The organism is Roseivirga misakiensis, assembly GCF_001747105.1.
Taxonomy (GTDB): domain Bacteria; phylum Bacteroidota; class Bacteroidia; order Cytophagales; family Cyclobacteriaceae; genus Roseivirga; species Roseivirga misakiensis.
Genome location: NZ_MDGQ01000003.1, coordinates 715,709 through 737,928, shown reverse-complemented (window position 1 = coordinate 737,928; position 22,220 = coordinate 715,709). Strand labels below are relative to the sequence as shown.

Sequence of the window (22,220 nt, the reverse complement as noted above, 5' to 3'; positions counted from 1 at the left end):
ATCAGAGAAAGTAAGCAAGGTTCCAAAAAACATATAGATTTCCTCTGATGGCTGAATTCCTGGTAAAAGGCCTTAGGGGGTCAATTATGGAGTTTTGCCATTGATAATTAAATGAACGGACATATTGAAGGTTTGCATTTATCAAGAGCTTACCCTTTTGCCAATTGATCTTTGTTCCTAAACTTAAATCTACCCAATTGTGATTATTGGTATTTTCAGAAATTCCTTGAGCCCTTCTAGAAGGTAAATTGTCCTCTTCAAAAGTTATTATAGCAAAGTCTCTGTTATTGATAGTTCTTTCGAAGAACAAACCAACTTGTTTAAGGCCCCGAGTCCAAGCCATATTAAAGTACTGGTATGTGGAACCCGGTCCTATCCCCGCACCGATAACCTCTCCATAATGGGTATATCCGTCTCTGACAAAGCTATGTACATACCAGGAAGCCTCGGAGCGGAGTTGTCCTGTACCACTCCTTGAGATATCTGAAACTTCAAGTTCCGTAACAATTTTAGACTCATTGTCGGGCAGATCAAAGATTTTGGTAAGTCCTGCGGTATAAGCCCAAGAATGGTTTGGCGAAAGAAAAAAGTCTCTAAGATCAATCGAGTGATCATTTTTACCAATTTCGAAGTAAAACTCGGTATTCGCTTTAAACCAATTCCACTTTAAGTAGACTGAAGCAACTTCATCACGCTCTTCTTCATTAATCCTACCTGGATCCTTTACTTTGAAAAAGTTGTCAATAAAGGGAACATAATCAATGAAGTCATTGATAGTGCCACTGTTGATGGTCACATTCCTTTGAAAACCAAGGTAAAGCCCATTTATCCATTTTGGTTGATAGGTCAAATGCAATGCTGATATATAGCGCCAATCCGATGCCTTGGGAATATAGGTGGTAGGTCTCACACCTGTGATAGCATGTACGGGAGGAGTTATTCCAGAATTATCTAACCTACCTCCTAGTAAATGAAATTCTAGCTTGCCAATTTTAATGTCAATAGGTCTGTTTGAAAAAATACTCAACTGTGGAATACCCCTCGCATTATTGCTTTGGAGAAGAGAATTTCTAATACCCGGCCCTTTCCATTGATTGTTTGAACTGAGGCCGAATGTTACCTTTTTCCAATCAACGAAAATACCAGATTGACCGGCAAAGAATTTAGTATAGTTGCCTTCACCATACCTTTCAGGGAGGTCCGTAACGTTGTGGTAAAACTGGTAGTAAAAGTTGTAAGCATTTTCTGACAACGACTGACTTAAGGTCTCGAAGGAAGAGTTTTGGGCATACAGAAATTCTGGTCTTAATTCTACTCTGAGGAATTTCCATTTAAGCAAAACTCCGGTAGATATTAATGTCTGTAGTCCTTTTGACCTTATCATAAGGCCATTGTTTCTACCATATGGGTGGTGGCTGTTAAATTCTGTCCTGAGCTGTAATGGGAAAAGGCTGATCTCTAGCTTTTGTCTTTTCTTGCTAAAAATTCCTCCTGACTTGCCAAGAGTTCCTTGAAATTCATGGAATAGACTATCATTGAAATACAAGTTAGGTCTATGGACAAACGATGACGCGGTGGCGAACTCACCCTGAATATGACTTCGCCTGGCATAATCCTCTAAGACTGGAAATCCAATGGGCAAGGTCTGCGCATTGACTGATAGGCAGCCAAACAAAAGCATGAGAATGCTCAGGTAAAGATGACTTGCTATTGATGTCCTTAATCGCATAGCAACCAAGTTAGTTTAAGGGACAAGTGAGCATTGTTTACATCCTTGCCACCGATGTAATAAGGTTGACCTTCAAATTGTGTCAGCTGCCACTGATAATTGAATGATCGTATCCAATTAAACTGAGAGGATATTAGAATTGGTCCTTTCTGCAAGTCTAGATTGATTCCAAGGTTCAGATCAACCCAAAACCTTCTGTTATCTTGAGACGGACCAAATGTGTAATAGAAGTAGTCGTTGTTGTGAACGACTCGTTCTACATTCAGACTTAGTGATTTCAATCCCTTGAAAATTGACAATTGAATGAATTGTGAATTGCTTCCTGGTCCGATGGCTGCTCCTAGCACTTCTCCTCTATTCGTATAACCCTGTCTCACTTCTCCATCCAAATACCAACTATTTGCCTGAACTATAGAACTGAAAGGATATTGTTGAAGAGAGGTTAATTCAGCTGAAATTTCAAGGAGAGGCCATTTTTCCCATCTGGTTTTAATGTACTTGGAAAATCCAAAGGTCACAGCATTAGGATTGTCTATAGAAGAGAATAACCTTCTGAGGTTCCAAGACTGATCTTTCAAGCCATATTCAGCATAGATTTCTCCCATGGCCTTGGGAAGTGCCAATCGAAAGAAGAAGGAAGAGTGGTTTTGAGGTAAACTGAAAAAGTCAATCTGGTTTCCTCCTGAAAATACGTTCCGAAATATGGCTAGATATGGATTACCCTCATGACTCCTTTCCAAGTAGCGATAGGTGGTTTGGGAGTATCCTAGCCATAAGCCCTTCAACCATTTAGGTTTGTAGTTGATAGTAAAACCACTAATGGCTCTGTCATCTTCATTTTTTGGAATAAAGCTCAGGTTGTTTAAATAGGTTCTTGATACTTGAGGCGGGTCAAAGCCAGATGAAGAAAGACGACCCATTATCAAGGTCCCTTCAAAATCACCAATAATCGTTTCGATCGGTTTGGAAGTCATTAATCTTAAGTGAGGAAAACCCCGAGCATTGTTGCTCATTATTAAACTGTTCCGTCTGCCTGGCCCCCACCACAAGTTTTCGGTAGAAAAGGCTAACGACATATGATCGTAAGTGAACTTTAGATACGATTGACCAGGCAAAAGTTCAGATATGCTTGGTTGGCCAAATCTCTCTGGAGTATCAATCCTATTCCACCATAAAAACCGTCTATGCCATACAATTTCTGCATGGTCATCGGCAAAGCCATCAAAACTGGGGTTTTGGGCTATGAGGAATTCTGGCTTTATCTGTAGTTCTACGTATTTGGATTTTCCGTAAATCCCGAATGAGAAGATGGACTGTTGACCTTTTGCTGAAATAAGGCTTCCTTGATTATATGTGTGAGGGCGATGACTGGTGGTTTTAGTGTAAGTTTCAGGTGCTAGAATGCCAAGTTTGATGATTCCTCCAAGATTTAAACTAGGGCGGGCTAAGCCACTCAGTTCGTTCATTTGAGTCTTATTTTCACCTAATACAGATTGTAGGAGAATAGGTCTTGCCATCAAGGAATTAGATTGAAAAGCAGTTGAGTCAGAAATAAGAGTTCTTCTTACAAAGTTTTCGACAATGGCCGAATTAACACTTATGTGTTGGCTCATCGCGTTCCAAGATGTGAGGATCAAGCAGAAAAATGCGATCAAGGAAAATCTTAAACCCGCCATTTAATTTAAAACAGAGATTCTAAGGTTATCGAGTGACCAACTCTCGTCACAAACCGGATTAGCCACATTGGTCTGAACCAACCGATCATAGAAATCCAAAAAGATAACTTGATCGCTGCTTCTAAAGCCTTTCTCTATATGGTAGATTGTTGTTCCAGTGGGTGAGCCAGCCAAATGACATAGCCCTCTGGTTTCCGTGTCAGACATGAACCTGGGACTATGGATGAATGGGAACTCATCAGGAAATGACTGCTCATAACAGAGACTGCTTACACATGGGCTATTTGAGAAAGAGGTCTCAAACTTGAATGCTGGATTTGATTTGTGAAGAAGCGCATTCAATTGTAATGTCCATAAATCTGGACCATTCGGACTAATTGAGTTTCCATCCCAAGAGTCATGAATATATAGATCAAACGATATCAACATATATCTGTGTTCTGGTACGCTGGAGAGGTGTAGACTAAAGCCACCACCATTATAGTTACCTAACATTTGCTCTCCGTTGAAAACATGTTGAACCGCCCCAGTGAGTTCTCCCGTCAGGGTACCTTCAAAATCATTAAAATATATGACTGTTTCTTTTTCAATTTTTCGTTCGCAAGATAATAATGTAAATATATATATATATAGCAGGATAATATTGATCCTCATATGATTCTTTAAGTTTAGTGATACTAACAATAATCGAAAAACTAAAGATAATGAAGGGTATGGAAATTTATGTTGTGTACCCTAAAAATTATCTCAAGGGAGGTAGATCACAATTTTGGAAGATAAATGAGCTTGTGAATGATGAAAAACTACTGGGTAGCTTTTAGACACAAGCATATAATCATTTTTAATGAAACAATTTGTAACATCCAACTGTGCTTGAGTTTTGCCAATGTAGTTTTGATACTCTTTAGCGAAATCTTCCTTATCTGTTTATTCAGGGTAGTCAGTTGTAATAAACAAATGATAAACTGGATTAGTGCTTAATGTTTCGTATAATTCGGAACGAATGAAATAATTCGATGAGGAAAAGATTTGACCAGTTATTTCCCTTTTTATTCCTTTTTTCGGAATTGATTGTGCTATGTGTATGTTTTGTTATGATCTTTCATCTAAAAAAAGATCATTGGGGTGATTTTGGGACTTTCATTAATCACTTATTTGTAGGAAACATAATTTGGCTGATAATTGGCCTAGCGACCAGAAGTTTCAAGTCTAAAAGACAGAGCACTTATTCAGAAACACTAAAAAGTAGTCTCTACAATAGCTTCATATTCATTTCAGTTTTCTTCTTCACACTCTTCATTTTAAGGATTGATACTTACTCAAGGAATGTCATAATTGTTCTTATTTCATCGATTTTTCTTTCGAATACCTTGTTAAGACTCACCATTCATGCCACTCTTGCGCGTTATCGTGAGCTCGGTTACAATTTTAGGAGGGCTGTCATCATTGGCTTTGATGAGCTTGGAGTTCGACTATTTTCATTACTGAAACGTAAGAAGAGCTATGGTATTCGCTGTGAAGGCTTTTATTCCAATGATAAGGTTAATGGTTCAAATGAGGAAATTCTGGGAACACTGGATGATTTTTTCAAATCAGACTTAGACAATCTGGATTATATCTACGTGAGTGAGAAAGTTTCGCGCTATAAAATCAATAGGATTGTTGATTTGGCAGACTCCAGACTCATTAAAGTTAAGCTAATACCATCCGTGGATTTAGACTCTCTGAAGATATTCAGCTTTAGAAAGTATGAAGGTATGCCGATTGTCGATATCAATGATCTACCTTTAGATTCTTTGGTGAATCGTGTAGTCAAGAGGGCCTTTGATATTGTTTTTTCCACCATCGTCATAGTGACGATAATAAGCTGGTTATTTCCAATTGTTGCACTTATTATTAAAATCGAATCACGCGGGCCTGTTGTCTTTAAACAGGAGAGGAATGGGAAAAATAACAAGACCTTTTGGTGCTACAAATTCAGATCGATGATTTTAAATAATGAGGCTGATTCAAAATGGGCGTCTAAAAACGATTCACGAGTTACCCGTTTTGGGATGTTTCTTCGGAAAACCAGTCTAGACGAATTCCCCCAATTTTTTAATGTTATCAAGGGTGACATGTCTATAGTAGGACCTCGACCTCATGCAATTGCAATGAATGAATCTTACCAGAATCGCGTTCAAAAGTTCCTTCAAAGACATTCTTCAAAGCCAGGAGTTACTGGTTTGGCACAGGCAAAAGGATATAGAGGTGAAATTGAGTGTTTTTATCAGATGAGTTCAAGAGTAAGATTGGATCGCTTCTATCTCCAAAATTGGTCTTTCTTCTTAGATGTGAAAATTATTTTTCAAACAATAATTTCAGTGGTTAAAGATAGAGGGAATGCCTATTAAGCTCTGTTTCTCTTTACCGAGGCATCTTAGGGTGTGATATTTTATTAGTAAAATTGTCCTTGATGTTTTTTTGTATTTTAATATGTTTTCGATAGATCAATGGAAATCAACAGTATTAAGAGCCTTATTGCTGACTTGTCTGGCCTTAAAGTTATCAACTAGTCAGGCATTATCACAAGTTAGTTCAGACTCTCTAAGTCTCTCGGTCGGAACGGGCTTCTATTTTTCTGGTGACAACGCGTTTTTGCCGCACTACATTCAATTCGGTAGTTATGGAGAGGTAGATGCAACCGATGTTTTGTTCGTAAAAGGGGATGCTTTTTATCAAAATAAATTATCCAAATCATTCGATATAAGCTTAGGTGTGTCTTTCCGAAATGACGTACTCTCTTCGGCCTATTTTAGAGCGAAGTACAGAAATTGGAGATTAGAAATAGGCAGAGTTCAGAGAGAGGTAGGGGGAACGTCCAGCGGGCTTGGTACTGGCTCATTGGCAATTAGTAATAATGCCACCCCAGTGCCTATGTTGATTTTAGGCAATGATGATTACTTTAGTGTTCCATTTACGCATGATTATTTTAAGTTAAAGGGAAATCTCGCTCATGGATGGCTTGAAAGTGCCAGATATATATCCAAAGCCCAACTACACTATAAGTCTTTCCATGCCCAAGTTGATTTGAGTAGAGAACTTGGCTTAAAAGTTTCTTCAGGCATAATACATTTCGCTCAATTTGGAGGATATGATCCGAATGGTGTTAAGCAACCAAGTTCTTTTGATGACTATTTAAAAGTATTTCTTGGTGAGGGCATACCTAACCCCGATGGGACAATGGCCGGGGAGAGCAATGCTGTTGGTAACCACCTTGGTATCACCGAAATCACCCTGGAGAAAGAATTTGGTAGTCACAATTTGACGTTGAATTATCAAAAACCCTTTGAAGATGAAGGCGGAATCCAATACATAAGTTTGACGGATTATATGATCAGTTTGAATTGGGAGCTTCCAGCAAAAGATATAGGAATCAGACGAGTTCAATTGGAAATGGTACAGTCTAAATGGCAAGGAGGACCTGGTATACCAGATCCTACGAGAAATATTCAGACAATTGAAGACAATCAAGGCTATGATTTTGGACAAAGGGATGATTATTACAATAACTATTTATACAGATCAGGCTGGACTTATAATGGAATGGTTATTGGAAACCCACTGTTTCTCACTTATGCAAGAACTTTGAACTTTTTCGAAGTGTATTCCAACCATGGGGTGGCCATAGCAAATAACAGACTATGGGCCCTTAATTTGGGAGTGAGTGGAGCTTTGACAAAATCGATAGACCTTAAGTGGTTGTTTACTTATTCAAGGAATTTCGGTTCATATGCTGGCTTGTATGATGGCCGTTTTTCGTGGAACGGAATATTGAGTGATCCAGATTTTGACTATCCGTTCAGACCAGAACAAACACAGTTTTATAGTGTGATCGAACTAGGAATTAAAAACATTGGCCCAACTCAACGTGGTATTTTGAATATCAAAATTGCCCAAGACTTTGGAGACATGTATGACCTCTTTGGATTAGAATTGAGTTATAACCACCGAATATATTGATAAAGGCTAATTACCTTTTCTGAAGATGCTTGACAGATCTACTCTGTACTGACATTGAAAACCGAAATTTTTACCTAACCAATTGCTCCAGTCGTATTCTCCTCGAATACCAAAGGAGCCATGAATTGTCGGTATTGAAAGATAGATAATGGCAGACCTGACGTCTAAACCTGGTTCTATTGATTCGTAACGAGTCCCAGCGTTTTTAAACTTTCTGTAAGTTATACTGTAAGACAAGCCCTTCAAGTTTCCGCCAATAGATACATTCAGCCCATTGACCATATTTTTTACTCTTGACCTAAAATCATCTGAATCAGGATGAATAAGTAGAAAAACAGGGTTGCCAATAACATTATCCAAATATGTCCAACCGCTTTGGTAAGTGTTGTTGTTCAAGAAGTTATCCGGCTCAAGGAATGATAATCCATCATCACTAACTTTATCTGCGTCTTGATCATTAGTTCTAATGATTTCTATGACCACCTTGTTGATTAGTCCATTGTTTTTGAAATCAATGGAAGCTCCCATGAGTCCATCTCTCCAATTGAAGGGTGTTAGACCGGATTTATCCTCCCATAAAAACTGCCAATAACTTGAGAGAAAAAAGTGCCGAAATTCATGTGTACCTCGCAAGTCATAACTTCCAAGGTGATTCCCTAAAGCATTATTTTGATCACTTAGATTAGCATCGGATCCACCTGAAGAACCCATCAAAATGCGTAGATAGTTTTTAATACCAGTAGGTTGAGATGATTCGTTAGTAGCATTTGCTCCACCCCATTGTGCATTATGGTTTAAGCCCCCAATTATGGATAAGCGACTATTAAAAGCCTTAACCCTGAGGTACAGGTACTTTTGATGAAGAAAAGCTCCACTTTGGAACCTGTTCTGCTCAAACCAACCATGGGCTAAATAGGCTTGAAATGATAGATGATTGCCAAACAGAGGGCTTCTTTGCCACCCATTTGTTGAAATAGATACCTTTGGGATCGGGCTGGCATTATTTCCATATACTAAGTTTCCAATGGAGAGGGTACTGTCATTAAGTCCAAAGAACTCTTCATCATATCCCCCCCTTATTCTAATTAATTTTGATTCTATACTCAAGTTTGCTTGAATAATCCTGCCATCAATCCGTTCACGGATATTTAACAATGATTCCAACTCCCATTTTAGTGCAATATTTTTTATGGGTTGATAGTTGCCGTTATAATGAAGTATTTGATAAACGGAATTGGCCGAGCCCTGCTTGAAACGCTGGGAATTGTTTCCTCTTACCCAAAAGGGCAATTCACTTTTAGCGCTTATAAGCACACCACTTTCTATATTTAGGCTGTGAGTGACGGAATTGATACTGTCATGTACAGTTTCTTGAGCATAAATACTTGAATACCCAATAATCAATATTATAATAAGCCTAAACTTGACCATATGCATTAGACTATCTTAACGGTAAAAAGGTTGTAAGGCTACTTAATAAAAGAAGAAAAGTTTTTATGCTCTGTCTTGTTAAGCCTGTCTTTTGGAAGGGATTTGAAATAGTCGTAGGTTATTTTTAAACCTTTTGATCTATCTACTTTAGGCGACCAGCCTAAAACCTCATTTGCTTTAGTAATATCTGGCTGTCTTTGCATAGGATCATCTTTCGGAAGATCCATGTAAATAACTTTCTGTTGAGTTCCAGTTAACTTTATGATTTCTTCAGCAAATTGAGAAATGGTGATTTCGTCAGGATTTCCAATATTAATTGGGTAAGCGTAATCGGACATGAGTAGTTGAAATATACCCTCAACCTGATCATCAACATAGCAAAAAGACCTGGTCTGGCTACCATCACCGAAAATAGTTAAGTCCTCTCCGCGGAGCGCTTGTCCAATAAAGGCAGGTAGTACCCGGCCGTCATTTAATCGCATTCTTGGCCCATAAGTATTAAAAATTCTCACTATCCTAGTTTCTAGGTTGTGATAGGTATGGTAGGCCATTGTAATAGCTTCCTGAAAACGCTTTGCTTCATCATAAACACCTCTCGGACCCACTGGATTTACATTTCCATAGTATTCCTCAACTTGTGGGTGTACCAAGGGGTCTCCATAGACTTCGGAAGTAGAGGCAATAAGCATCCGGGCATTTTTAGCTCTTGCTAAGCCTAACAAATTGTGCGTGCCTAAAGAACCTACTTTTAAGGTTTGAATGGGTATTTTTAAATAATCTATCGGGCTAGCGGGAGAAGCGAAATGTAGAATATAATCTAGATCGCCAGCTATATGAACGAACGAAGAGACGTCATGATGATGAAACTCAAAGTTTTCAAGTGGCATCAAGTGTTCAATATTATCTAAACTTCCCGTGATGAGGTTATCCATTCCGATAACATGAAAGCCCTCTTTTATAAAACGATCAGAAAGGTGAGAACCCAAGAATCCTGCAGCCCCTGTAATTAGAACTCTCTTTTTCATTGCTCTTGACTTAAGCCGATACCGTAGTAAACATAACCCAGTTCTTTAACTTCAGCAGGGTCATAAATATTACGACCATCGAAAATAACTTTGTTTTTAAGAAGTTTGCTTACAACAGTGAAGTTAGGTACTCTAAACTCGGGCCATTCTGTAACTAAAAGAAGTGCATCAGCGTCAACCAAAGCCTCATACTCATCCTTACAGTAAGTAATTGTGTCATGCAGATCTCTTTTCGCTTCTTCCATTGCTACTGGATCAAAAGCCTTAATCTCTGCCCCTAATTCAATGAGTTGATTTATGATCACTATGGATGGGGCTTCCCTCATATCGTCTGTTTTAGGTTTGAAGGATAACCCCCAAACAGCAAAAGTCATCCCCGTTAGATTGTCACCGAAATGCTTTTTGACTTTGTTGACTAAAACAGATTTTTGATGTTCGTTAACATCTTCGACAGACTTAAGAACCCTCATAGGGTATCCATTTTCTTCGGCTGTTTTTATAAGGGCTTTTACATCTTTCGGAAAACAAGAGCCACCATAGCCAACTCCAGGATAAATGAACTTGGTACCTATTCTTGAGTCACTACCGATTCCGCGTCTAACCATATTTACATCAGCGCCCATTATTTCGCAGAGATTCGCAATGTCATTCATGAAACTAATTTTAGTTGCTAGCATGGAATTAGCTGCGTATTTAGTCATTTCGGCAGATGGGACATCCATGAAAATAGTCGGGTGTCCATTAAGAAGAAATGGCTTATACAATTTCTCCATAATCTTTTTCGCGCGGTCAGTTTCTACTCCAACGACTATTCTGTCTGGCTTAAGGAAATCTTGGATTGCCGCTCCCTCTTTAAGAAATTCTGGATTTGAGGCCACGTCGAATGCTAACTCGGATTTTCTTTTCTCAAGTGCTTTATTTACTGTGTTCTTGACCTTGCGAGCAGTGCCTACTGGTACTGTACTCTTAGTAACTACTACTATGTAATCGTTCATATGTTGGCCGACTTCATCAGCAACTGCTAGAACATATTTCAAATCCGCACTACCATCCTCTCCCGGAGGAGTTCCAACTGCTATAAAAACAGCTTCTGAGCCTTGAATACTATCTTTGAGGCTGGTAGAAAAGTGTAGTCTGCCCTTTTCAACATTTCTCAGTACCATGGTTTCTAGACCAGGTTCATATATTGGCATGATGCCCTCCTTAAGGCCGTCGATCTTTTTTTGATCAATATCAACACACGTAACGTCTATACCTACTTCAGAAAAACATGTACCTGTAACAAGGCCTACATATCCAGTTCCAACGATTGTAATTTTCATAATGTTAAAGTTTGATACAAATGTATCCTGTGTGATTTCTTATTAATTATTGATCGTTCAAAGTTAACATTCATTCGTTAACTGACAGAATCTGTCGATGAGTTGTTGGCTAATTTTTGCTGCCACTTCCATGAGTCACTCATCGCTTGTTCGAGAGAATACTGGGTTTGCCACTTGAGAAGTCTTTTAGACTTATCCACCTGTGCGTAAATCTTTTCTACATCTCCCGGACGCCTTGGGCCTATTTTGAAGTTAAGTTTTTCTTTACTTGTTTCTTCAAAAGCCTTAATGACTTCTAAAACAGTATTGCCACTTCCAGTACCAACGTTTATCACATCAAAGTTTAAGTCATACTCCGTTTCAAGATACTCTATAGACCTCACGTGTGCATCGGCTAAATCCATGACATGTATATAGTCACGTATGCAAGTACCGTCTTGTGTATTATAATCGCCCCCGAATACAGTCAGTGATTCACGCAAACCCGCAGCTGTTTGGGTAATGAAGGGAACAAGATTATTTGGAACTCCAAGTGGAAGTTCTCCTATTTCAGCGGATGGATGAGCACCGATTGGATTGAAATATCTTAATGCGATTGCTTTTAAGTCTATTCCAGAATTGATCGTATCTTCTAATATTTCCTCACCAATTTGTTTTGTATTGCCATATGGCGAATTGGCTGGTTTTTTTGGCGTCTCTTCTGTTACTGGTAAACTATCGGGTTGGCCATAAACTGTACAGGAAGAAGAGAAAATGAGATTCTTAACTTTATACTCTTGAACCACTTCAAGTATGGACACAAGACCCGAGACATTGTTTTTATAATAGTAAAGAGGTTTATCAACCGATTCTCCGACTGCCTTCTTTGCGGCGAAATGAATGACCCCGTCAATTTTCTGACTACTGAAAACCTCCTTCAGCAACTTTTGATCAAGGATATCACCTTCGTAAACTTTGAATGATTTACCAGTAATGTTCTTTATGCCCTCAAGAACCGAATGCCGTGAGTTGGAAAAGTCGTCCATTATGATGGGATTGTATCCGTGCTCATGAAGTTTTACTACAACATGGGATCCTATATACCCAGCTCCGCCAGTAACGAGAATATTTTTCATACGACTCAAAAATAGGAGTATAGGCTCATTTAATCCCTAACTACTGTTATTTTTGTTGCTTAATAAGGGAGTTATTTATGGCCGACCAGTTTAAGTCTATTTCAGAAGAGATTAATTCATTTAAAGTAAGTAATGCCGATGACCTAGAATCATATAGATTGAGGTTTATAGGTAGGAAGAATATAATTGGCGATCTCTTTTCTCAAATGAGGGATGTGCCCAATGATCAGAAAAAGGCATTCGGACAAAAGGTCAATGAATTAAAGAACTTAGCACAAAGCAAATTTCAAGAACTTATTGAGTCGTTAAATTCTGATAATGTTAGAGACGAGTCACATGCCGACCTGACACTACCATCTGCTAAGTCATCTTTTGGATCTATTCACCCGCTAACGGCGACTCGTCAGCGATTCATTCAAATTTTTGAACGGATTGGATTCAATGTTTCTTCTGGTCCTGAAATAGAAGATGATTGGCATAATTTCACAGCGCTTAATTTCCCTGAAAACCATCCGGCAAGAGAAATGCAGGATACCTTCTTCATAGAAAAAGACCCTGATATTGCCTTAAGAACTCACACTTCTAGTGTGCAAATCAGAGTTTTAGAAAACGAAGAACCACCTATTCGTACTTTATCACCAGGAAGAGTATTTAGGAACGAAGCAATTTCGGCGAGGGCACACTGTGTGTTCCACCAAATGGAGGGACTTTACGTGGATAAAGGAGTCTCCTTCTCTGATTTAAAACAGACGCTTTACCATTTTGCTAAAGAGATGTTTTCTAAAAAGACACAGATTCGATTTAGGCCTTCTTATTTTCCTTTTACTGAACCAAGTGCAGAAATTGATATATCATGTCAAATTTGCCATGGCGAAGGATGCAATATCTGCAAATATACAGGTTGGGTTGAAATTGGAGGTGCTGGAATGGTAGATCCAAATGTACTTGAAAACTGCAATATTGATTCATCAATATATTCTGGTTTTGCATTTGGGATGGGGATTGAAAGGATAACCATGTTGAGATATGGTGTTAAAGATCTCAGGCTTTTTACCGAAAATGATGTTCGTTTCCTTAAGCAGTTTAATTCCTTATGATGGCTTTTACCGATATTTCTTCAATAGCAATTGTTGGCGCCGGAACAATGGGACAAGGAATTGCTCAGATTAGTGCATTTGCCGGATATGATGTGGTTCTATATGACCTCAATGGAGATGTTCTGAAAAAGGCTGAAGCGATAATAGCATCAAACCTAACTAAGGGAATTGAAAGAGGTAAGTTAACTAATGAGCAAAAAGAGGAAACACTGAATAGAATTTCTTTCTCCGTAGATGAAAACTCTCTTGTTGCTGATTTAGTGATTGAAGCTATTGTAGAGAAGTTAGACGTAAAGCGAAAGCTTTTCCAAAGACTTGAGGAACTCAATAAAGAAGAGACAATTTTGGCGACAAATACCTCTTCTATTCCTATTACTAGAATAGCAGCGAGTCTAAATCATCCGGAACGTTTTGTAGGTATGCACTTTTTCAACCCAGCGCATATTATGAAGTTGGTGGAAGTTATATCTGGAGCCGCTACAAGTTTAGCTGTGGCAAATACTGTCTATGAACTTGCGAAGAAACTTGGTAAAGTTCCGGTAATGGCTAAAGATGCCCCTGGTTTTATTGTGAATCGTGTGGCGAGACATTTCTATGTAGAGGGCCTAAGAGTCCTTGAAGAAGATGTTTGTGATGTGGAAGGAATAGATCGGTTAGTGGAAAGCTCTGGTTTTAAGATGGGGCCTTTCCGTTTGATGGATTTGATCGGCGTTGATACGAATTACTCTGTCACAGAGTCCATGTTTAATGCTTTTCATCAAGACTCTAAATTTAGGCCATCACGAATTCAGCAGCAGAAGGTAGACGCTGGTCATCACGGTAGAAAGAGTAAAAAAGGATTCTATAACTACGATTAAAGCAGTTTTTCTATAAGTTTATCGATAGTAATACCTTCAGCTTCAGCTTTGAAGTTTCTGACAATTCTGTGTCTTAAAATAGGTTTGGCAACTGCTTGAACATCCTCAATATCTGGGGAGTATTTGCCGCTGATTAAGGCATGGCATTTTGCTGCAATTACTAAGCTTTGAGAAGCTCGCGGACCAGCACCCCACTCCACATATTCCTTGGTAATTTCAGGGGCCGCATCACTGGCAACTCTTGTCTTGTGGACTAATCCAACCGCGTATTCCACCACATTATCAGAAACAGGAACTCTTCTTACCAATTGTTGATAATCGATGACCTCTTTTGCATCTAAAACGTGAGCAACCTCATTTTTCACTTCTGAAGTAGTGTTCTTTACAATATCAACTTCTGCCTGAAATGAAGGGTAAGTAAGTGTTATATTAAACAGGAAACGGTCTAATTGGGCCTCGGGTAAGGGGTAAGTTCCTTCTTGCTCAATCGGGTTTTGTGTTGCCAATACGAAGAATGGTTTATCTAGATCGAAATGTTGTCCGGCGACTGTTACCGAATATTCTTGCATCGATTCTAAAAGGGCTGCCTGCGTTTTAGGGGGCGTACGGTTAATCTCATCAGCCAGGATAATGTTGGCAAAGATTGGTCCTTTGATGAATTTAAAATTACGATCCTTATCAATAGTTTCTGCTCCAAGGATGTCTGATGGCATCAAATCTGGAGTAAACTGAATTCTTTTGAAGCTCAAATCGAGCGCTTGCGATATGGTTTGAATGAGTAATGTCTTCGCGAGTCCTGGTACTCCAACTAATAAGCTATGGCCTTGGCAGAAAATGGATGTCAACAAGAGGTTCACTACCTCATCTTGACCTATTATAACTTTGGAAACTTCTGCTTTTAACTTTTTGAAATCTTCAAAGAACTTGTCGGCTAGTGCGACATCAGATGTAGAATCACTCATTATTTATTATTTGTTGATAATGCCACAGCGATCATATTCAGGATCAATGTCAAGATAAACCTCTTTCATCTTTTCTTGAAGATATTCGGCACGTTTCTGGGCTTTTTTCATTTGGGTGGTAGCCGCTTTTAGCTTTTCGTAATCGTCTTTTAAGTTAGCCCTATGAGGAGCATATCTCTTTTTGCGGAAGATTATTCTTGAAACTTGAGCGTCTTGTCCAACCTGTATTTTTTCTGGCATTGAGATTTCACCGTCTTTCAGTTTATCAATTTCAAAGAATAAATCTGGGTCTAGACTCCCCGCCGATATTCTAATCGAACCAAATTGATCGGTATAAAAACCACCATTAATCTTAGTACTGTTGTCGTCTGAATAAAGTTTCGCTGCCTCTTCGAAAGTTATACTATCGGCCAAAATTTGTTTTCTAAGGTCTTTCAGAAACTCATCGGCATCGAGAATATCTTGAGCGTTTGGCTTCGGTGTTTTTAGAATATGACGCGTTTGAAATTCATTTCCACGTTTTTCTACCAATTGAATAATGTGGATACCAAAGTCCGATTCAACGGGCATCGAAATTTCACCCGGTTTCAAGGCTAAAGCGCCTGCTTCGTATGCGGGGTCTAGCGCTCCACGAGCCATAAACCCTAGGTTTCCACCATTTTGTCCTGATGGGCCCTCAGAGTTAAATGTGGCTAGAATCTCGAAGCTTTCACCATTAAGTGCCTTGTTTCTAAGCGCAATGAGCTCTTTTCTAACCTTTTCCTTCTCTTCTTCACTTACTTCTGGCTCTTTTATAATGACTCCAACTTCATATTCTACAGGGTATAAAGGAAGACTATCCTTAGGGAATCTTTGGAAAAATTTTCGGACCTCTTTTGGTGTTACCACAACATCTTTTAGAATATTGCTTTCCTGCATTTCCATTCGTACTTGATCCTCGATAGTAGGTTTTAGCTCGTTCAGAATCTGATCTAAAGTCTTTCCGTAGTTTTGGAGTATAGCCTCTTCTGAGCCAAAGCGCTGAATAATTGACTGACCTCTACTTTGCATTTCATAATCCAATCTGGCAGGTTCAACAAACGTGGAATCAATATCGGCCATGATAAGGAGCACTCTACCTTCAACGAAGTTTTGGAGCAGTGCGCATCTAGCATCTCCTTGAAAATTCTGTGCATCAGGACTTGTTAAAAATTGAATGTAAGCCGATTCTAACTCACTCTTCAAAATGATCTTGTCATCAACTTTAGCAATAATTTTATCCACTACTTCACCTTCCTGTGCCAAAACAGTAAATGGTGTAAGAAGCAAGATGATTAAAGCTGTTTTAACGATAAATCTTGTAGTCTTCATTTTCCTTTGCACGTTCATAAATATCATTCTCCAAACTTTTAGCCAAGGCTACCTTCCTCTTATTGATTATTATATCCTTGATCTCTTCCTGCACAAACTCTAATGGCGATGCTTCCTTAGAAATTTTATACTCGTCAATTTTGAGTAGGTAAAGGTAGGTAGAATCCGCCTCTTCTACATACCTGTTTCTTCTAAGAAATTGAACCTTGTTAGAAATGGTCGAAAAGGGTGAGTTTTTAATAATATCATCAAGTTTCAACCAAACCGAATCTTCTAGCGAGTAGTTGTCTGCGAACTGGAAAGCGTATGATCTTAACGACTCTATGTCTTGTGGTCGATTTGATTTGAGCCACCTTCTGATGTCATTTTTCTTAGGGGCATCTTTATTTACTTTTAGAAAACGCCCTCTCAAAATATTTTGCCTCAAAGTGAAATTGTCCTTGTTTTCTTCATAATAGGCATTGATTTCATCCTCGGTCACCAGTGTGTCTAAGGAGTTTTGGACAATCAATTTTTGGTACTCATAAGCAATTAAGGCATATCTGTAATCAGAGGCTTTACGATCGATTTCTGACTGATCTATTCGGACATTATTTGCAGCTTCTTTGACAAGCAGCTCCTTTTTAATCCAGTTTTTTACAAATAGTTCTGTTATCCTCAGGCTGTCTTTTTCGGTTGCGTTCGGCGAAACCAAGGAAGAGATATCAGATTTATAAAGGTAAGCATTGCCCACATTAGCGACTATGTTTCGGCCATTAGCGGTCCCACTCTCATTCGACTTAGATAAATAGTCGCAGGAGGTTATGAATAGTGAAAATGCTAATATCGTAAACGGCTTGTAATTCAATTCGTGCTAATACTCTTTAACGCTTTTTTATAAATCTTAATGTCTGCTCTTTCTCTAAGCGATTGAATCCATTGTTCATCCAAGTAATCCTGATAATCAGAGATTACTAAACCTTTAATTTCCTCGAACTTATAGGTTCCAGCAGGTATAAATTCTTCGACCAAATAATGTTCACCAGTCGCTGAATTGTATACCCATGAGCCAGATTTTACTCCAACTGGCTCGAAATTAGGTATTTCGGATACCTTAATTGTTCTTTTTACAATTTTTAACAGCGATCGTTTTGAGCGCCCCAAATGCTCATCAGCAATTTGTTTTAGATCGCTTTTATTCTTTGACTTTTTTTGAATTTTAATGAGTTGATCCAAGCTTTTTTCATCCAATCCCGAAACTGCTTGAACGTGAAGCCTTACACCTACCGCATAGTTTTGAATATTACTTTCGTAGAAATTTCGATTCTGTATAGAATCAGTTATCGCTTTATTCCAGACTTCATTTTGCATAATTTCAAAAAGTAAAAGCCCTTCCTCGTATTCCTTCAATAAAAATCCATACTCTGGGTATTTCTGTGTGGCGATAGAGTCTTCATAACCGATAATAACCTGTTCTTCATAATCCTGATAAAAAGATTCTAAAACAATTGGGTCCAGAGCGATATTTCTTGAGGGTAAAAAATTTATAAAGCCTTGTGCTAAAACATTCTTCGCGCCGATCGTAAACAGTGTTTCAGAGCCCAACTTTTGGATCTTTTCTAGGTTTTTGTTTGAAAGGGCGTTGACTAGCTCATTATAGGTTTGCTCGGCCTTTTGATAACGATTTTCGTTTTTAAGCTTTTTGAATAGTGTTTCGTGATCAAGACTTTTTTTACCTGACTTCTCTATTACTCGGGTTATTTCTGACTTAATTAAAGAAAGCGGAGGTATCTCCTGTTGACCATCAAGTTTTACGATATGCCAACCGAAACTGGTCTTCTGCGGTGCTGAAAAGTCACCGATTTTATCCAAGGAGTAGGCAATATCCATAAAATCATCTGGTAATTGCTTTATTCTGGCCAAAGGGAGTTCACCACCCTTCATTTTTGTGTTATTGTCTTGAGAATAGAGTCTTGCCATCGTATTCCAATCCGCTCCATTTTTTAATGAATCATAAATGCTGGCAGCTGATTTTTTGGCTTCATCATCATTCTGAATCTTGTTGTTAAAGAAGATGTGCGACGTTTTAAGCTTACCTTTCGACTTTCTCTTTCGGTTTACATAAATAATGTGGTAGCCAAATCTCGTTTTAGCTATTGTCGATACTTGATCCACAGGGGTAGAATAGGCCACATCTTCAAACGGGCCGACCATATCCATAGCTGTAAACCAGCCAAGATTACCTCCTTGAAGAGCAGAACCGTCTTTTGAATACTGCCTTGCTAGTTCTTCAAATGTATTTTTACTATCAGCAGCTACTCTGAGGCTATCTATGAGCATATAAGCTTTTAGAGTATCTTCTGGGGTAGCTTCAGGGGCCAAGGGGATCAAAATATGAGAGGCATCAATTTCAGTATGCATTCTCTTGTAAATTTCATTCACCAGTGAGTCTTCATCGACTTTACTCACCAAATAAGGCTTTGGGATTTGCGAAACATAGCCCTGCAACTCAGTTTTTAATGCTGCAAGCGTATCATAACCTTGTCGGCGAGCTTCTAAAACCTTGAGTTTAAAATCGATGTAGCGATTTAAATAAGCACTTAAGGAGTCATAAGATAAGTTTTCGCCAGAGCTATTAGTTTTTTCAAAAGCATAGAGCAATTCTCCTGAAGAAATTTCGACTTGGTTTACTGTAGCCAGAACTACATCTTTAGACTGGAAGCCGAGGGTTTGACTTATGCTTATGAGGCACAATAAAAATGAGCAAAAAACTCTCATTGTTACTATGGGTTGGTAAAAGCTACTTTTTTGTAGAGAGCGAGTGTATTCTTAGACGGGCTTGTTTTGAATTGGATATCGTCCATGATTTTCTTAACCAGCATAATGCCAATTCCTCCTTTATTCTTTCTTCTGATAAGGTCTTCTAAAGAAGGCGTTTCATAACTCATAATGTCAAAAGCATTTCCATGATCGATAATTTTAAACCAAATACCGTCGGCTTTGAAATCAATCAAAAGTTTTACTTTACTCTCATCATCGGTAGGGTGCCCGTGAATGATAATATTGGCACAAACCTCATCCACAGCTAGCACCATCATATTGACTTCAATATCAGATACATGATGCTTATTTAGCACATCAGTCACAAACTGACGCATTTGCCTCAATTTATTCTTGCTACTCGGTATGTCGAAACTATATGCCATTGAACACAGAAACTGCTTCTTCCTTATTCTCTTTAATTGTCAAAAGTTGGTCTAATCCTAAGATGCCAAAAACTTTAAACACCTTTTCGGATAGCCCGAACAACACGAAGTGGATTGATTTTTCTGATATCTCCTCAATGTAGGACATAAAAACACCTAAACCTGCGGAAGAGATATAGTTAAGTTTGGTACAGTCGACAAGTAAATGTTTGTTCTCTTGGTCAATAGCATCTCTAATGGCCTTGTCCAAATGAATTGAAGAACTTGCGTCTGCTTCTCCTTCTACGCAGATAATTAGATAATTGTTTTCCGTCTCTGTTTTTATATCAATCATAGTCTTAATCTCTTCTACGATAATTAGTTAAACTTGATCACCAACATGGTATAATCATCATCTAGGTCTTTGCCGCCACAGAACTCGTAGAGCTTGCTGATAAAGACTTTTTGAATCATAGTTGGATCGTAATGCGCATTTTGATTTAATAAGTTTTTCATACGATCGTAACCAAACTCGTCATGATCGGCATTCGATGCTTCCGAAATTCCATCGGTATACAATACGATGATATCATCTTTGCCGAAAGACATTTTATTCACCTGAATAAAGTTTTTGTAAGTCGAGTTACGAATAATTCCAAGGCCTAGTCCCTTGTTTTCCAGGAACCTGGTCTCTTTCTTTTTCTTTTCATAGTATAAAGTAGGGCAGTGTCCAGCTCTTGAAAACTCGATAGTCCTTTCTTGTGTATCAATTATAAAGTAGGTCAGTGTGATAAAGGAAGTTCTCTCTAAACACTTGCTCAAGGCGGTATTGGCATGGAATAGAAATTCTTCCGCCGAAAGATCTAGCTGAACTAGGCTTTGGAAGATTCCTTTCATTTGCGACATGTGAAAAGCCGCCGAGGTTCCTTTTCCTGACACGTCACCAATGACTATGACAAACCTATGTTCGCTCAGTTGATAGGTGTCATAGTAATCACCTCCAACTTCGGCCGCAGCTTCAGTGAATGCATGAATAGAAAATGCGCTGTCGTGATCTAACTTTTTTGGAAGAAGGGCCCTTTGAACACTTTTGGCAATGTTTAACTCTTCCTTATATCTTTCATTTAATAGGGCATCACCCATTAACCTGAAGTTTTCTATCGATACACTCGCCTGACTTGCAAAAGTGTTAATGATAGAAATCATCTCTTTATTGAAGCTGTCTGATACTTCATTGAGCAGGTACATAAATCCTTTTACCTCATTTTGAATAATGAGAGGCACTACGAAAACAGATTTATAATTAGATTTTTTGAGGTTGACCAATACTCTATCCGAATCAGAATTTACTGCCAGAGGGTTTTTTATAACCGTTCTATTCTTGCTGGTAAGAATTTGCTCTTTTACCCTATTAAGATTTTCTCGGCTGATATGCTTGGAAATAATTTTAGACTCGGCGTTATCCAAGGTGACTTCGATCCAACCTGCATCTGCATAAACGGCGTTCATGGATGAGTTAAGTAATACATCGAAGATTTGGTCCTCGTTTTCTCCTTGTTGGATCGACTGACTTAACCGTTGAAAGTTAATGGCTTCTTCCATTTTCTTTTCAAAAACCGAAGATGTCGGTAGGTTGAAGAGTATCACCAGAACAGAAAACACACTATAAAAGAGTAAGAAGGTAAAGACTACGATGATGAATAAATTATCGATCGTATTGAGTCGTTCTAGTGCATCGTTAGAAGCTACATAGAGGTAATTAAAGAAATAGAATATGTAAATGGTAATGAGTAGAATGATTAGAACACTCTTCCATTTTTGCTTGAAGTTGAGGTAAGCAACCCATTTCAAATTCCCTGATAGAATGATTGCCATGACAGCCATAATGGCAAATAGCACTTGAAAAAGTACGTTGTTCTGAAGGGTGAATTCTGTCAGGTTAAAGAATATAGAAATCAGAAGTACTGATTCGAAAATATTCCAGTAAACGACTAAACTTCTCGATTTCTGATAGAGTATTAACTTCTTCCAAACGGTTAAAGTACTAATCAGGAAAACTGAGATTAAAGCTCTATTTGTATTGAAAAGGAGTAGGTTCAAAAACTCGTTTTCACCCAACTTACTATCAGCTATTTCGGAATTGAATAGCATAATTGATAGCGAGATTACCGTAGTGACGAGTCCGATGGCAAATACACGCCATAAAAGATCTACAAAGCCCCCGCTTTCTACGGAAAGGATTTTAAAACGATAATAAACTATAATGAAGATGTAGAATAAGTCTTCAAGAAGGATTGGAATGTACTTTGAAATCTCTAAGTCAAGAGAGCTCTTTGCCGCCAACACCTCTAAAATTTGTATAAGCGTAGCAATGACCCACATCAAAACGGCCATTGTCATGCTTGCACGCATGTAGAACTTCGGTGTAAAATGGATTTTCAAAGACATAAATTCTTCCGAAGCTACAAAATAAGGTATTGGTTGATTCTA

18 protein-coding genes are annotated in these 22,220 nt (G+C 38.5%); 4 read left to right on the top strand and 14 right to left on the bottom strand.

Features of this window, described 5'->3' with window-relative positions:
• Window position 1: 1 nt before the first annotated feature.
• The 3 genes from BFP71_RS03580 to BFP71_RS03570 all read right to left on the bottom strand — a co-directional run bounded on the left by BFP71_RS03580 (window position 2) and on the right by BFP71_RS03570 (window position 4,059).
• Window positions 2-1,729: a capsule assembly Wzi family protein gene (locus tag BFP71_RS03580; protein WP_088124856.1), complete on the bottom strand. Its 1,728-nt coding sequence runs from the start codon at window positions 1,727-1,729 to the stop codon at window positions 2-4.
• Complete coding sequence (locus tag BFP71_RS03575; RefSeq protein WP_176723309.1) at window positions 1,720-3,342, bottom strand: capsule assembly Wzi family protein; 1,623 nt, start codon at window positions 3,340-3,342, stop codon at window positions 1,720-1,722. Before BFP71_RS03575 ends, BFP71_RS03580 begins: the two co-directional genes overlap by 10 nt.
• 63 nt (window positions 3,343-3,405) lie before the next feature.
• A complete protein-coding gene (locus tag BFP71_RS03570; protein WP_069834063.1) occupies window positions 3,406-4,059 on the bottom strand; it encodes a hypothetical protein in 654 nt (217 codons plus the stop codon).
• Window positions 4,060-4,421: 362 nt separating this feature from the next.
• Here BFP71_RS03570 and BFP71_RS03565 point away from each other — a divergent pair, with 362 nt between their 5' ends.
• A complete protein-coding gene (locus tag BFP71_RS03565) occupies window positions 4,422-5,798 on the top strand; it encodes an undecaprenyl-phosphate glucose phosphotransferase (RefSeq protein WP_069834062.1) in 1,377 nt (458 codons plus the stop codon).
• An 82-nt stretch (window positions 5,799-5,880) separates the two neighbouring features.
• Window positions 5,881-7,407, top strand: coding sequence for a capsule assembly Wzi family protein (locus BFP71_RS03560; RefSeq protein ID WP_069834061.1), 1,527 nt, complete (start codon window positions 5,881-5,883; stop codon window positions 7,405-7,407).
• A 6-nt stretch (window positions 7,408-7,413) separates the two neighbouring features.
• Here the strand turns inward: BFP71_RS03560 and BFP71_RS03555 are convergent, their stop codons facing one another.
• The 4 genes from BFP71_RS03555 to galE all read right to left on the bottom strand — a co-directional run bounded on the left by BFP71_RS03555 (window position 7,414) and on the right by galE (window position 12,300).
• Window positions 7,414-8,844, bottom strand: a complete 1,431-nt coding sequence (locus BFP71_RS03555; RefSeq protein ID WP_088124855.1) for a capsule assembly Wzi family protein — start codon at window positions 8,842-8,844, stop codon at window positions 7,414-7,416.
• A 32-nt stretch (window positions 8,845-8,876) separates the two neighbouring features.
• Entirely contained in the window at window positions 8,877-9,863 is a 987-nt protein-coding gene (locus BFP71_RS03550) for a UDP-glucuronic acid decarboxylase family protein (RefSeq protein ID WP_069834059.1), read from the bottom strand.
• Window positions 9,860-11,185: a UDP-glucose dehydrogenase family protein gene (locus tag BFP71_RS03545; RefSeq protein ID WP_069834058.1), complete on the bottom strand. Its 1,326-nt coding sequence runs from the start codon at window positions 11,183-11,185 to the stop codon at window positions 9,860-9,862. The genes BFP71_RS03550 and BFP71_RS03545 overlap by 4 nt, the downstream gene beginning before the upstream one ends.
• Before the next feature lie 77 nt (window positions 11,186-11,262).
• Complete coding sequence (galE, locus tag BFP71_RS03540) at window positions 11,263-12,300, bottom strand: UDP-glucose 4-epimerase GalE (RefSeq protein ID WP_069834057.1); 1,038 nt, start codon at window positions 12,298-12,300, stop codon at window positions 11,263-11,265.
• A 77-nt stretch (window positions 12,301-12,377) separates the two neighbouring features.
• Here galE and pheS point away from each other — a divergent pair, with 77 nt between their 5' ends.
• Both pheS and BFP71_RS03530 read left to right on the top strand, forming a co-directional pair.
• The gene (gene pheS, locus BFP71_RS03535) at window positions 12,378-13,397 is read left to right on the top strand and encodes a phenylalanine--tRNA ligase subunit alpha (protein ID WP_069834056.1); all 1,020 of its coding nucleotides are present in this window, start codon (window positions 12,378-12,380) and stop codon (window positions 13,395-13,397) included.
• Window positions 13,394-14,254, top strand: a complete 861-nt coding sequence (locus BFP71_RS03530) for a 3-hydroxyacyl-CoA dehydrogenase NAD-binding domain-containing protein (RefSeq protein WP_317040703.1) — start codon at window positions 13,394-13,396, stop codon at window positions 14,252-14,254. The genes pheS and BFP71_RS03530 overlap by 4 nt, the downstream gene beginning before the upstream one ends.
• Here BFP71_RS03530 and BFP71_RS03525 read toward each other — a convergent pair.
• From BFP71_RS03525 to BFP71_RS03495, 7 genes are read right to left on the bottom strand one after another with little or no spacing between them, the layout of a single operon-like run.
• Window positions 14,251-15,216, bottom strand: coding sequence for an AAA family ATPase (locus BFP71_RS03525; RefSeq protein ID WP_069834055.1), 966 nt, complete (start codon window positions 15,214-15,216; stop codon window positions 14,251-14,253). The two genes, BFP71_RS03530 and BFP71_RS03525, sit on opposite strands and share 4 nt — an antisense overlap.
• A gap of 6 nt (window positions 15,217-15,222) precedes the next feature.
• Window positions 15,223-16,566 (bottom strand): peptidylprolyl isomerase, encoded by a 1,344-nt coding sequence (locus tag BFP71_RS03520; RefSeq protein WP_176723307.1) that lies wholly within the window; start codon window positions 16,564-16,566, stop codon window positions 15,223-15,225.
• Window positions 16,541-17,413, bottom strand: a complete 873-nt coding sequence (locus BFP71_RS03515; protein ID WP_069834053.1) for a peptidyl-prolyl cis-trans isomerase — start codon at window positions 17,411-17,413, stop codon at window positions 16,541-16,543. The genes BFP71_RS03520 and BFP71_RS03515 overlap by 26 nt, the downstream gene beginning before the upstream one ends.
• On the bottom strand, window positions 17,410-19,323 hold the full coding sequence (locus tag BFP71_RS03510) for a peptidylprolyl isomerase (RefSeq protein ID WP_069834052.1): 1,914 nt from the start codon (window positions 19,321-19,323) through the stop codon (window positions 17,410-17,412). The genes BFP71_RS03515 and BFP71_RS03510 overlap by 4 nt, the downstream gene beginning before the upstream one ends.
• A gap of 5 nt (window positions 19,324-19,328) precedes the next feature.
• Window positions 19,329-19,751, bottom strand: coding sequence for an ATP-binding protein (locus BFP71_RS03505; protein WP_069834051.1), 423 nt, complete (start codon window positions 19,749-19,751; stop codon window positions 19,329-19,331).
• Window positions 19,741-20,085, bottom strand: a complete 345-nt coding sequence (locus BFP71_RS03500) for an STAS domain-containing protein (protein WP_069834050.1) — start codon at window positions 20,083-20,085, stop codon at window positions 19,741-19,743. Before BFP71_RS03500 ends, BFP71_RS03505 begins: the two co-directional genes overlap by 11 nt.
• Window positions 20,086-20,108: 23 nt before the next feature.
• Window positions 20,109-22,178: a GAF domain-containing SpoIIE family protein phosphatase gene (locus tag BFP71_RS03495; RefSeq protein WP_069834049.1), complete on the bottom strand. Its 2,070-nt coding sequence runs from the start codon at window positions 22,176-22,178 to the stop codon at window positions 20,109-20,111.
• Window positions 22,179-22,220 lie beyond the last annotated feature (42 nt).